The sequence below is a fragment of the Cupriavidus sp. 21MJTG02-4 genome (assembly GCF_057798975.1).
This window is the reverse complement of sequence record NZ_JBYOJP010000026.1, coordinates 49,086-60,894: the sequence shown is the minus strand read 5'-3', so window position 1 is coordinate 60,894 and position 11,809 is coordinate 49,086. Positions and strand designations below refer to the sequence as shown.

Below are 11,809 nucleotides of genomic sequence, written 5' to 3'. Positions count from 1 at the left end.
TTACTCACCCGTTCGCCACTCGCCACCAGGCCGAAGCCCGTGCTGCCGTTCGACTTGCATGTGTAAGGCATGCCGCCAGCGTTCAATCTGAGCCAGGATCAAACTCTTCAGTTCAATCTCTGTGTGGGTCCGAAGACCCTCGCTCTTTCGAGCGGTCGCTCACTCTCAGAAAACTGACTGACCAGATCCGAAAATCCAGTCACGTTTTGCTGTGCGAGCACTGTATAACTTGTGAAGCTCCGAAGTCCGAAGACCTCGTGCGTCCGCTACCCAGCGCCCACACTTATCGGTTGTTTGGTTGTTAAAGAACTTCGCTGCCGGCTTTGCCGTTCAGCGTGCTGCGTTGTCTGCAGCAGAGAAACGAGATTATGTAGCACTTTCTTCGTTTCGTCAACCAGGTCAGCAATCTTTTTTGCTTCGGTTCGTCGTGCCATCTGCGCACCGCCGAACCACCCGATCAACCCCGCAACCCTTGCTACGTCTGCCTTGCAGCGCCGCGTTGTGTTGCGAGGGGGCGAATATTACGGGGGCGCGCCAGCTTTGGCAAGCCATTCGGCGAAATAATTCCAGAAGACCGAAAAGTAACGCTTTAGACACTATTACGGCCCTGCCGCCGATGACTGTATAGAATCGTTACTCCCGGGCCGAACTCCGGCCCCTAATAAGGACAAGGAAGTTCGATGACTATCCAAGCGACGTGGCAGCCGAGCCAGGGCAATACGCTCTGCAACCTGAGCAATGGCGAGGCGAACTGGCAAGCCGACCTGGACCACTCCGCCGGTGGCAACCCGCAGTATCCGAATCCGCATGACCTGCTGGATTCGGCCCTCGCTGCGTGCACCGTGCTTACGCTCCAGCTCTATGCCAAGCGCAAGGGCTATGCCGTGGCCTCCATCCATGCCTCCGTGACCCACGAGGAGAGCAACGGCCGCTATGCGATGAAGCGCGAGGTCCATGTCACCGGCGACCTCGACGCCAAGATCCTCGAAGACTTGCTGCGCGTGGCCAACAAGTGCCCGGTGCACAAGTCATTGTCGGCCGAGATTGTCATCGACACCACGCTCTCGAGCTGATCGCGTCATCGTCCTGACCCACACCACGCGGTACGGTAGCGGCAGGCGAGCCATCCGACAGGATGTGCCGCGTTTGTTCGCTGCCCCACCAAGCTGATGGTGCCGAGCGCCGAGAACGCCGCTCTCTGTTTTGTAGGCAGCCAGCCGCGCGTCTTACCATGATTAAAAAAGAAAAAGGCAGCACCTTTATCGCTGTGGAGCGGGGATATCTTGACGAATTACATCGAAGAATATTGCGCCCTGATCCGGCGCGCGGGCGCCGCTGGCGTGATCGCCAAGCCCATTCTGGTCGGCCAGGACGGCACGTACACGATGACGTACGTGCCGCACGAGCATCACAACTCTGGCGCCCGCCTGGTGCTGGTCAGTACGACGCCCGGGCACGCCCATGTGCGGCTCGCGGCGGCGGTGACGGAGGAGTTGGTGCAGGCCCGCACGCCTGCCCGCGTGATTCAGCGCGAGAACAAGCGCCGCGTCGAACTGGGCGGCCAACTGGTCCGGCCTAACCTGATCCGCATGCTCGATCATTTCCGCGCGCCGGAACTGGTCGGGCTGCCACACGCTGCGGCACTGTGGAACGAAGGCTTCGAGCAGTTCCAGCCGCTGGCCTTGCTGCCGTTCGCCACCACGCGCCGCGGGCTTGCCTTCGGCGGCACGCTGGAAGACCTGCTCGCAACACCGATGTTGAGCGCCGCATTCGACACCCACTTCCTCGGCGCGATCCGGCAGATGCGCCCCGACGCCTTGTACATTGCGCTGGGCCGTACCGCGTGGGCCGGGCTGCGCCATGCGGCGAGCCGGCGCCTGCTGGCCAGGCACCAGCTGCTGGGGATGATGCCCGTGCCCGCGCGCGCCGGAAACATGGTGCGCTACTTCCTGCGCGAGATTCCCGCGCGCGATCTCTCGCCGAACGACCCTGTCCGCCACCGCGTCGACTGGCTCGACGCCGCCCACGCGGAACTGATGGCGAATGTCCAGAAGCGGCGCGCCGCCACAGTTCCCCCCACGGGCCCAAATTACCTGATCGCATGATCGGGACGCGAGCCAGGACTCTGCCCCTACCAAAGAGGGGTCTCGATGCGCGCCATTGCGCCGATAAAGCCTCTTGAGGAAACTGACCTCCTCGCATTCCCGATTAGCGGCCCCTGTGCGGGCCGCGATTTTTTTGAAGCGGTGCGCAGCGCTGCGCCAGTTCCCGGCGGCCAGTCCTGTCAGCGCGATGCCAGCGGCCGCCGCGCCTCGCTCCCACTCGCACGCGATCCCGGCAGAGCTGCACGGCAACGGAAAACGCGCCATCTCACTACAATTCAGCAATGCCCAGCAACCGGAGCGATTCCGCCATGCCTACCCCGTCCAACTGGCGCGCACACAGGCAGACGGGATCGCTGCTGCGCGCCCTGCTGTGTATTGCCACCTTGCTCGCAACCCCGGCGCTGCGAGCACAGGACGACCAGCCCGGCATCTCGTTCTCCGCCCTGCGTCCCGGCGCGCCGTTGCCGGCCGACTGGAAGAACCTGCCGGTCGTCCACGGTAAGGCCGAGACTCGCTACAGCCTGGTGAAGGATGGCGCCACCACTGTCCTGCAGGCCGACGCCAGCGCTGCGGCCTCGGCGCTGATGCACGAGGGCAATATCGACCTGGGCCGCACGCCGGTCGTCGCCTGGCGCTGGAAAGCGCAAGCCCCCATTGAAGGCGCCAATAACAATGAGGGCAGCAAGGAAGATGCTCCCGCACGGCTGGTGTTCTTCTTCGAGGGCGACAAGGAGAAGCTCGCGTTCGGCGACCGCGCCAGTATCGAGCTGGCCAAGCGCTTCGGCGGCGAAGACCTGCCCTACGCGACGCTGATGTATATCTGGTCGACCTCGGCGGCGCCCGGCAGCATCATCCCCAATCCGCACACGGGCCGTGTGCAGATGATCGTGGTCTCCGGCCGTCCTGGCGACGCAGGCCAGTGGCAGAACCTGCGCCGCAATATCGCGCAGGACTACGAACAGGCGTTCCACGAACCGCCCGGCAAGATCTCCGGCTATGGACTGCTGACGGATACCGACAACACCGGCGCCACGACGCGCGCCTGGTACGGCGACCTGCGCTTCCTCCCTGCGCGTTAGGCACTAGGCATGCGGCGGCGGCGTGGCCGCCGCGCTGGCCCTGAGCGCCTCGACGACCTGCGCCATCAGCCTCGTTCCGCCGAGGGCTGCGCTGCCGATGGCCTGCTGCACACTGACCACCTTGTCGGCATCGTAGTGCCGGCCGGTGCCGGCCTCGGCCTCGAAATCATTGGCACGCCGCGTGATCGCGACCGGATCCGCGCTGACGAGCAGCACCGCATGCGCCAGCACCAGGTGGCGCTGGCCATCCGGCGCCTGCACGGCCGCGGGCGCGCGGCGCCAGTACTGGGCCGTTCCGGCGATCTTGCGCGCCTGACCCGGCGGCCCCCACGCAAGGTTGAAGCGCCCGTCGCAGAAGGAACCGTCCACCGCCTGCCAGTGGGTCTCGACGTCAAGCCCGCGCAGCGCCTGCCCGACGACCTCGCACAGGTGCAGGTACACCGCCTCGCTCAGCGCGCCGGGCGGTCCGTCCACGCGGTACGCGAGGCTCAGGTTCAGGATGCCCGGTCCCTGCGGCACCAGCCCGCCGCCCGACATGCGCAACCAGACCGGGCAGCCGCGCCGCGCGAAGCTGGCGCGCGCCGCTTCGAACGGCTCGTATCGCAGGTAACTGCGCGGCACCACCAGCGAGACCGGCGCTTCCCACAACTGGGCAACCGGATCCCCTTGCGTAGCAAGTTCGAGAAGCGCCAGTTCGGCCTGCAGCGGATCGTCTTCGGCGGGATCGGCTTCGATGAAGGCAAATGGCATGGAATTCGTCCTGGCAGTGGCCTGCCACACGATAGCAGGCCGCGCGAGACAAGGCGCGGCGCGGACGGTGCTGCTGTCCGCCCGCGCCAACCACCTCAGCCGGCCAGGTGCTTGCGCAGCAGCGCGTTGAAGTCGCTGGCCTTTTCCATCTGGCTCATGTGCCCGGCATCGTCGAACACCTTCACCGTGGCGCCAGCCGGCGCGTTCTGCGCGTTCTGCGCGTGCGCGCTGGGGATGATGCGATCCTGCGCGCCCCACACCACCAGCGTGCGCGTACCCGTATCCGCCAGCTGCTGACCAGGCAGTTCCCGCTGGCGGCCCTCGGCGAACAGGCTCGCGCCGAGCGCGGACAGCGATTCCTGCACGCCGTCGAGCCGTTTGTAGCGCAGCAGGTCGTCCAGCATCTGCCGACTGACCAGCTCCGGGTTGGCGAACAGCAGTTCGACCACGGGCTTGAGTTCGCGCCGCGACTGCGCGCTGACAAAGCCCTCGGTATAGCCGTTGTTGATCTCGTCGCCCAGGCCCGCCGGCGACACCAGCGCCACCGAGCGCACGCGCCGAGGCGCATCGACTGCGAGCTGCGCGGCAATGCCGCCGCCCATCGAATGGCCCACCACGTGCGCCGCGTCGATGCCCACCGCGTCGAGGAAGCGCGCTACAAAGCCGGCCATCTCCGCCAGCGTCGTGCCCGCGAGCCGCGGCGACGTCTGTCCGTGACCGGGCAGATCAAGCGCCACCACGGTGTACGCGTCGGCGAGGGCGTCGAGGTTGAACAGCCAGTTGTCCAGGTCACCGCCAAATCCATGAATGAAGAGCACCGCCTGCTCCGCGTTGCCCTTGCGGGCGTAGCGGACGCGGATGCCGTCGACGTCGGCATACTGGTACGCGGGTCCGGCCTTCTCCTCGTCGCCGTCGTCCGCCGGCGTTTCATAAGCCGCAATGTAGGCATCGATTTCCGCATCGCTCACCTCCGCTGACGCCAGTACGCCAAGCAAGGCCTTGACCGGCAGCACCTCGCCCACACCGGCCACCTTGCGGCGCAGGGTGCCGGCGTCGGGCGCCTCGACGGCGTTGGCGATCTTGTCGGTTTCCACATCGAGGATCGGCATGCCCACCGAGATCTCGGCGCCTTCGTCGACGAGCCAGGCATTGATGGTGCCTTCCTTCATCGACAGGCCCCACTTGGGCATCACGATCGGAGTCATTGCTGTGGCCATCAGTGCTTGCCTCCCTTCATGGTCTTGCGCACCGCTGCCACCACGTGCGCGGCGCTGGGGATATACAGGTCTTCCAGCGTCGGCGAGAACGGCACCGGCGTGTGCGGCGGGCAGACCATCTCGATGCCGGCCTTGAGCGCGCCGAACGCCTGCTGCGCCACCTGCGCCGAAATATCGGTTGCGATATTGCAGCGCGGGCTCGCCTCGTCCACGACAACGAGGCGGCCGGTGTTCTCGACCGATTCGAGCACCGTGTCCATGTCCAGCGGCGACAGCGTGCGCAGGTCGATCACTTCCGCTTCCACGCCTTCCTTTGCCAGCGTCGCCGCCGCGTCCAGCGCGCGATGCACCATCAGCCCGTACGCGACGATAGTCACGTCCTTGCCGTCGCGCGCGATATTGGCCTCGCCGAACGGAATCGTGTAGGCGCCCTCGGGCACGTCGCCCTCCAGCCCGTACAGGTTCTTGTGCTCGCAGAAGATCACCGGGTCGTTGTCGCGGATCGCCTGGATCAGCAAGCCCTTGGTGTCATACGGCGTGGACGGGCACACGACCTTGAGGCCCGGGATATGCGTGAACAGCGGCGTCAGCATCTGGCTGTGCTGCGCGGCCGCGCGGAAGCCCGCACCCACCATCGCGCGGATCACCACCGGCGTCTCGGCCTTGCCGCCGAACATGTAGCGGAACTTCGCGGCCTGATTGAAGATCTGGTCGAAGCACACGCCCATGAAGTCGATGAACATCAGCTCCGCGATGGGCCGCATGCCGCAGGCCGCCGCGCCAATGGCCGCGCCCACGTATGCTGATTCGGACAGCGGCGTATCGAGCAGCCGGTCGCCATGCTTGGCATACAGGCCCTTGGTCACGCCCAGCACGCCGCCCCAGGCGTCCTTTTCACCGTCCGCGCCGGCGCCGCCGACAATGTCTTCGCCCAGCATGATCACACTGGGGTCACGCGTCATTTCCTGGTCGATCGCCTCGTTGATCGCCAGCTTGATGCTCAGTTTGCGAGCCATGTTCTGTCTCCTGATAATTGGATAGCTGTGCCGGGTTGGCGATTCAGTAGCTCACATAGACATCGGTCAGCAGGTCTTCGGGCCCCGGCAAGGGCGCGGCCTTGGCTTCCTGCACCGCGTGCTCGATCAGCGCGGCGACTTCGCGATCGATCGCCTCGAACTCCTCGCGCGAGATCACGCCGCCCTGCGTCACCGTGCGCGTGAACAGCTTCAGGCAATCGCGGTTGGCGCGGATATCGTCAAGTTCGCCGGCCGCGCGATAGGTCTGCGCATCGCCTTCAAAGTGGCCGTAGAAGCGAACCATCTTGCATTCGAGCAACGCGGGGCCGCCGCCTTCGCGCGCACGGCGGATGACTTCGCCGGCGGCCTCATGCACGGCGAAGAAGTCCGTGCCGTCCACCGTCACGCCGGGAATGCCGAAGCCGGCCGCGCGATCCACGTAGCTGTCCACCGCGGTGCCGTAGTCGCGCGAGGTCGACTCGGCATAGCCGTTGTTCTCGATCACGAAGATCACCGGCAGGTTCCACACGGCGGCCAGGTTCAGGCTTTCGAGGAAGGTGCCCTGGTTCGAGGCGCCGTCGCCGCAGAAGGTAATGCCGACCTCGCCCTTGCCGCGGAACTTGGCGGCCAGCGCGGCGCCGCAGATCAGCGGCGCGCCCGCGCCCAGGATGCCGTTGGCGCCCATCATGCCCTTGGACAGATCGGCGATATGCATGGAGCCGCCCTTGCCGTTGCACGAGCCGCCCTTCTTGCCGTAGATCTCCTTCATCATCGCCACCGGGTCGACGCCCTTGGCAATGCAGTGGCCGTGGCCGCGGTGCGTGCTGGCGATGCGGTCGCCATCATGGAGGTGATGGAGGATGCCGACACCCGCGGCTTCCTCGCCCGCGTAAAGATGCACGAAGCCCGGAATGTCGCCGCGGCCGAAGTCCACGTGCAGGCGTTCCTCGAAATCGCGGATGGTGCGCATCTTGCGATACACCGTTAGCAGGGTCTCCTTGTCGAGCCCGCTGGGGCCGGCTTGCATGGCACTGGCGCTCATGGTTGTCTCCTTGGGTTGGGGTACGGCTTGCTCAATACATGCTGGCTGGTTGCGTGACAGATGCGCTGCGCATCAGCCGCTCGCGCGCGGCATAGCGCATGCACGCGGCCACGTCGATGCTGCGGAACGCGTGTTCGTGCAGGGTGATGCTGACTTCGTCGCAGGGCCCGAAGGACAGTTCGCGCTCGCCGTCGAGCGCGACGATGCCGGACCGCTGGCGCACGCGATGCGGCCGGGCATGTTCGAGGTACTGCCAGCCGGCCACGTCAACAGGGCACAGCAGGCCCGGGGCAATCGGCGCGCGCAGCACGAATTCGCCCTGCCCCGGCGCGGCCAGCTCGATCGCCAGGCCGCCCGGCTCGCGCCGGCCCAGCGGCTCCAGCAGCCCGGCGATGGCGGACAGGCCAATGGCCTGCGGATCGGCGAACGCTACGTACACGGCAGCCAGCGTGTCGGCTTTCCACAGCGCCCGCGCGCCGATGAAGTGTTCATGGGCAATGACCGCGTCGACGAGCGCGATATCGCGCCGGAAGCCGCCGTCGGCATCGCGGATCACGATATCGAGCCGCTTGTTCGATGCCAGCGCGCGCGAGGCCGGCACCTGCCCTGTTGCGTACAGCCCTGCCGCCAACCCCGTGATGGTCGGCTCGCGCATTTCCGGAAAGGCGTTGTTGGTGCCGGTAGACAGGCCGGCGATCGGCACGCCGCCGCATTCGCGCACCACCGCACGGTGCGTGCCGTCGCCGCCGAGCACGATGATGACGGCCACGCCGGCATCGGCCATGTGGCGCGCCGCATTCAGCGTATCGTCGACGCGCGCCGTGACCGGCATGTCGATGTACTCGACCGCCGGCAGCCCGGCGTCCGGCCCCTGGTGGCGGGTCAGATGGCGGGCCAGCATGACGCGCAGGCCTTCGCGATCCGGCATCATCATCACGCGGTCGATGCCGCAGGCCGACAGCGCGGCCAGCAGCCGCAGCACGATGTTGACGCGATCGGCCAGCTGCAGGCTGTTGGCATTGGCAATCACGCGGCGGATATCGCGCGCCGAAACCGGGTTGGCGATGATGCCTACCAGCGGTGCGCCGTCGGACCGTGCTTGCCCCATGGCCTGTCTCCTGTCTGTTGTCGTTGTACTGACAGGCATATTGCAATGGCTATGCCAGCACGCGCGGCGCGCTGTAGCGACCCAGGGGACCGGGAAGATTTCGGGATAACCCGCAGAAAAGGCTGGGCAGGCCGCCGCTCAGGCAGTGCCGGCGGCGTTGATGGCGTGACAGGTGTCACAGCGCAGCTGTACAGCGCTGGACAGCTGTATCGTTGGCAGCGTTCTGGCCGTGATGGCCGTGATGGCCGTGATGGCCGTGATGGCCGTTATGGCTGGGGCGGGCCGCCGTCGCGGCGGTTGGGAGACTGGATGCCGTAGCGCTCCATGCGTCGGTACAGCGTCATGCGGCTCACGCCGATCTGCCGCGCGACAGCGCTCAGGTTCCAGCCTGACGCACGCAGGTACTGCATCAGCAGCATGGCCTCGGGCGGCAGTTCCGGCGCGTCGTCCGGCTGCGCAGGCAGCACCGGCACGGCGGACACTGGCATCGGGGCGCCCAGGCCATCGGGCAGGTCATGGGCATTGATATACCCGCCGGCGCAGACCGCGCGCGCGTACTCCAGCACGTTGCGCAGCTCGCGCAGGTTGCCAGGCCAGCGGTGGTGGCAAAGCAGATCGCGCGCCTGCGGCGACAGCGTGATGCCGCGCTGGCCGCCTTCATCGAGCATCTTCTGCACGAGCCATTCGAAGTCGGTGCGATCGCGCAATGGCGGCAGCGCGAAGCGCGCACCGTTGAGCCGGTAGAACAGGTCCTCGCGGAAGCGTCCCTGCGCGACCAGGTCTTCCAGCCGGTGATGGGTCGCCGATATCACGCGCAGGCGGACCGGCACCGGACGCGCGGCGCCGATCGGCAGCACCTCGCTCTCGGCCAGCACGCGCAGCAGCCGCGACTGCAACTCGCGCGGCATGTCGCCGATCTCGTCGAGGAACAGCGTGCCGCCATCCGCTTCCTGGATCAGCCCGCGCTTGCCGCGCGGCCCGGCGCCTGAGAAGCTGTTGGGCAGGTGGCCAAACAGCTCGCTCTCGATCAGCGTTTCCGGAATGGCGGCGCAGTTCACCGCCACGAAGGGCTGCCCGCGGCGCGCGCTGGCCAGGTGCAGCGCCTTGGCAAGGTACTCCTTGCCGCTGCCGGTCTCGCCGTTGATCAACAGGTTGATTGGAGAATTCACGAGCCGCGCCGCACGCTGCAGTTGCTGCTGCAACGCGGGATCGCCGCCGCACAATGCCGCCAGCGGCTCCGGAAGCGGCGCGGGCCGCTCCTGCGCGCCGCTGGCCTGCCAGCGCAAGGCAGGCGGCATCACGCTCAGGTACAGCAAGCCGCCGCTGCGGTTCAGCGCCACCAGGCGCTGCTCGCTCGGGCGCGAATAGACATAGCGGCCCAGGTCTTCGAGCCGCGCGTTGAACAGCGTCTCGAAGGACTGGCCCAGCACTGTGCCGGTGGCCAGTTCGCCTTCCAGCATGCGCCGCGCCCGGTGGTTGTGTCCGACAATGCGGCCGCTGTCATCGAGTGCGAGCAGGTACTCCGGGTTGACGTCGACGAACTCGGGCGCGACGTTCAGCTTGAGGATCCAGTCGCGGTGATGCGCGCGCAGGAAATTCGCGTTCTCGATATGGGCCGCGTAGATGCGCACCAGCTGCAGCGCCAGTCCCTGGCTGTCCTTGGCATTCGGGGACGTCAGCGCGGAGATGTCCAGGATAGCGTGCAGGTTGCCGTGCGTATCGAACAGCGGCGCGGCGGTGCAGGTCAGCGGAATGTGGGTGGCGTCGAAATGATCGGCCTGGTGCACGGTCAGGGCTTCGCCCGTGAACAGTGCCGTGCCGACGGCGCACGTGCCCGCGCCGCACTCGCTCCATTCCGCGCCCAGGTACAGGCCGGCATGGCGCAGGTCGGTATCGGTGCGCGCATCGCCGATGTAGTCGACGGTCACGCCCTGCGCATCGGTCAGCAGCACCACGTAGCCGAGGCCCGCGACCTGTGCGTACAGGCTCTCCAGCCCATGGCGCGCGATGCGCGCGAAATCGTCGATGCGTTGCTGGTGTTCGCGCAGGCGCGTCTGCGGCACGATGCGGGCTTCCTGCATGCGCGACGGGTCCAGCCCGTACTGGTGCACGCAGCGCCGCCACGAATTCTCGATCACGGCATCGTGCGTGGGCCGGTCCGCGGGCAGCGCGGGCGGCGGCAGGCAGGTGGTGGCGTGGACTACCGTCTCGATGTGCTCGCGTTGCCGCAGGTCCATCGCTGTCTCCTTGTCGTCTCCGCGGCGTGCGCCGCGGAGGGCACATTGGCGGACTGGCGAACCGGTCGCGTCATGGCGCGACTCTGTACTGGCTGCTTACTGTATCCGACGCGGTCGGGACGGTGCAAACCGATGTCATCGCCGCCGCAGCCATGTGCGTCAGGCGGCATTCCAGTACGGTGGGGACAGGACATTGCCCGGGCCGCTCGCGCGGCCAGGCCTTCGAAGGCGATTCCCGCTTCAGGCCGCCGGCGTCAGCGCACGCGCCGTGTCGGCGGCAATCTCGAACGAGCGCAGGCGCGCGGCATGGTCGAAGATCTGGCCGGTCAGCATCAGTTCATCCGGGCGCAGGTCATCGACAAAGCGCTGCATGCCGGCGCGCACGGTTTCCGGACTCCCCACCACCGAGCACGCGAGCGAACGGCGGATATGGTCCGCCTCGCTCTCGTTCCACAGCGCCTCGATATCGTCCACGGGCGCGCGCAACTGCCCCGGCGTGCCGCGCACGAGCGCCAGGAACTGCTGCTGCAGCGAGCTGAACAGGCGCCGGGCCTCGGCGTCGGTCTGCGCCGCGAACACATTGAGCCCGAGCATCACGTAGGGCCGCTCCAGCTGCGCCGATGGACGGAACGTCCGCCGGTACAGGTCCACGGCCTGGCGCATGAAGCCCGGTGCGAAATGCGAGGCAAACGCGAACGGCACGCCCATCGCCGCCGACAGCTGCGCGCTGAACAGGCTGGAGCCAAGCAGCCACAACGGCACCTTCAGGCCCGCGCCGGGCACCGCGCGCAGGCGCTGGCCGGGGCGCACGTCATCGAAATAGGCCTGCAGTTCTTCCACATCCTGCGGGAACGAGTCGGCCGTGTCCTGCGACAGCTGCCGGCGCAGCGCGCGCGCCGTGGCCTGGTCGGTGCCGGGCGCGCGGCCCAGGCCAAGGTCGATGCGGCCCGGGTACAGCGAGGCCAGCGTGCCGAACTGCTCCGCCACCACCAGCGGCGAATGATTGGGCAGCATGACGCCGCCCGAGCCCACGCGGATCGTGCGCGTGCCGTTGGCCACGTAGCCGATCAGCACGGCGGTGGCAGCGCTGGCGATGCCGGGCATGTTGTGGTGTTCGGCCAGCCAGAAGCGGCGGTAGCCGAGGCGCTCGGCGTGCTGCGCCAGGTCGAGCGCATTGCGCATGGCCTGGCCGGCATCGCTGCCCTGCGCAATGGGGGCCAGGTCGAGAACGGAATACGGGATGGAGGTCTTCATG

10 protein-coding genes and 1 rRNA gene are annotated in these 11,809 nt (G+C 67.1%); 3 read left to right on the top strand and 8 right to left on the bottom strand.

Annotation, left to right across the window (positions count from 1 at the left end; translation table 11 throughout):
• A 16S ribosomal RNA gene (locus AC3FKH_RS32115) occupies positions 1-114 on the bottom strand; the annotation flags it as partial.
• Between the two features lie 566 nt (positions 115-680).
• Here AC3FKH_RS32115 and AC3FKH_RS32110 point away from each other — a divergent pair.
• The 3 genes from AC3FKH_RS32110 (at position 681) to AC3FKH_RS32100 (ending at position 3,184) form a co-directional block, all read left to right on the top strand.
• Positions 681-1,073, top strand: a complete 393-nt coding sequence (locus AC3FKH_RS32110; RefSeq protein ID WP_488679646.1) for an OsmC family protein — start codon at positions 681-683, stop codon at positions 1,071-1,073.
• A 210-nt stretch (positions 1,074-1,283) separates the two neighbouring features.
• Positions 1,284-2,105, top strand: a complete 822-nt coding sequence (locus tag AC3FKH_RS32105) for a hypothetical protein (RefSeq protein ID WP_488679645.1) — start codon at positions 1,284-1,286, stop codon at positions 2,103-2,105.
• 308 nt (positions 2,106-2,413) lie between these two features.
• Positions 2,414-3,184: a DUF3047 domain-containing protein gene (locus tag AC3FKH_RS32100; protein ID WP_488679644.1), complete on the top strand. Its 771-nt coding sequence runs from the start codon at positions 2,414-2,416 to the stop codon at positions 3,182-3,184.
• A gap of 3 nt (positions 3,185-3,187) precedes the next feature.
• Here AC3FKH_RS32100 and AC3FKH_RS32095 read toward each other — a convergent pair whose 3' ends face one another.
• The 7 genes from AC3FKH_RS32095 to AC3FKH_RS32065 form a co-directional block, all read right to left on the bottom strand.
• Positions 3,188-3,934, bottom strand: coding sequence for a lipoyl protein ligase domain-containing protein (locus tag AC3FKH_RS32095; protein WP_488679643.1), 747 nt, complete (start codon positions 3,932-3,934; stop codon positions 3,188-3,190).
• Positions 3,935-4,029: 95 nt separating this feature from the next.
• Complete coding sequence (locus AC3FKH_RS32090; RefSeq protein ID WP_488679642.1) at positions 4,030-5,151, bottom strand: acetoin dehydrogenase dihydrolipoyllysine-residue acetyltransferase subunit; 1,122 nt, start codon at positions 5,149-5,151, stop codon at positions 4,030-4,032.
• Positions 5,151-6,167: an alpha-ketoacid dehydrogenase subunit beta gene (locus tag AC3FKH_RS32085; RefSeq protein WP_211950366.1), complete on the bottom strand. Its 1,017-nt coding sequence runs from the start codon at positions 6,165-6,167 to the stop codon at positions 5,151-5,153. The genes AC3FKH_RS32090 and AC3FKH_RS32085 overlap by 1 nt, the downstream gene beginning before the upstream one ends.
• A gap of 43 nt (positions 6,168-6,210) precedes the next feature.
• Positions 6,211-7,209: a thiamine pyrophosphate-dependent dehydrogenase E1 component subunit alpha gene (locus tag AC3FKH_RS32080; RefSeq protein WP_488679641.1), complete on the bottom strand. Its 999-nt coding sequence runs from the start codon at positions 7,207-7,209 to the stop codon at positions 6,211-6,213.
• Between the two features lie 31 nt (positions 7,210-7,240).
• Positions 7,241-8,317, bottom strand: coding sequence for an ATP-NAD kinase family protein (locus AC3FKH_RS32075; protein ID WP_488679640.1), 1,077 nt, complete (start codon positions 8,315-8,317; stop codon positions 7,241-7,243).
• A gap of 266 nt (positions 8,318-8,583) precedes the next feature.
• Complete coding sequence (locus tag AC3FKH_RS32070) at positions 8,584-10,554, bottom strand: sigma-54-dependent Fis family transcriptional regulator (protein ID WP_488679639.1); 1,971 nt, start codon at positions 10,552-10,554, stop codon at positions 8,584-8,586.
• A gap of 240 nt (positions 10,555-10,794) precedes the next feature.
• Positions 10,795-11,808, bottom strand: a complete 1,014-nt coding sequence (locus AC3FKH_RS32065; RefSeq protein ID WP_488679638.1) for an LLM class flavin-dependent oxidoreductase — start codon at positions 11,806-11,808, stop codon at positions 10,795-10,797.
• Position 11,809 lies beyond the last annotated feature (1 nt).

What these genes read in the sequence shown, in the direction of transcription:
- AC3FKH_RS32095 (WP_488679643.1), bottom strand. Translation starts at nt 3,934, where the DNA reads ATGCCATTTGCCTTCATCGAAGCCGATCCCGCCGAAGACGATCCGCTG.
- AC3FKH_RS32085 (WP_211950366.1), bottom strand. Translation starts at nt 6,167, where the DNA reads ATGGCTCGCAAACTGAGCATCAAGCTGGCGATCAACGAGGCGATCGAC.
- AC3FKH_RS32075 (WP_488679640.1), bottom strand. Translation starts at nt 8,317, where the DNA reads ATGGGGCAAGCACGGTCCGACGGCGCACCGCTGGTAGGCATCATCGCC.
- AC3FKH_RS32080 (WP_488679641.1), bottom strand. Translation starts at nt 7,209, where the DNA reads ATGAGCGCCAGTGCCATGCAAGCCGGCCCCAGCGGGCTCGACAAGGAG.
- AC3FKH_RS32070 (WP_488679639.1), bottom strand. Translation starts at nt 10,554, where the DNA reads ATGGACCTGCGGCAACGCGAGCACATCGAGACGGTAGTCCACGCCACC.
- AC3FKH_RS32065 (WP_488679638.1), bottom strand. Translation starts at nt 11,808, where the DNA reads ATGAAGACCTCCATCCCGTATTCCGTTCTCGACCTGGCCCCCATTGCG.
- AC3FKH_RS32100 (WP_488679644.1), top strand. Translation starts at nt 2,414, where the DNA reads ATGCCTACCCCGTCCAACTGGCGCGCACACAGGCAGACGGGATCGCTG.
- AC3FKH_RS32110 (WP_488679646.1), top strand. Translation starts at nt 681, where the DNA reads ATGACTATCCAAGCGACGTGGCAGCCGAGCCAGGGCAATACGCTCTGC.
- AC3FKH_RS32090 (WP_488679642.1), bottom strand. Translation starts at nt 5,151, where the DNA reads ATGGCCACAGCAATGACTCCGATCGTGATGCCCAAGTGGGGCCTGTCG.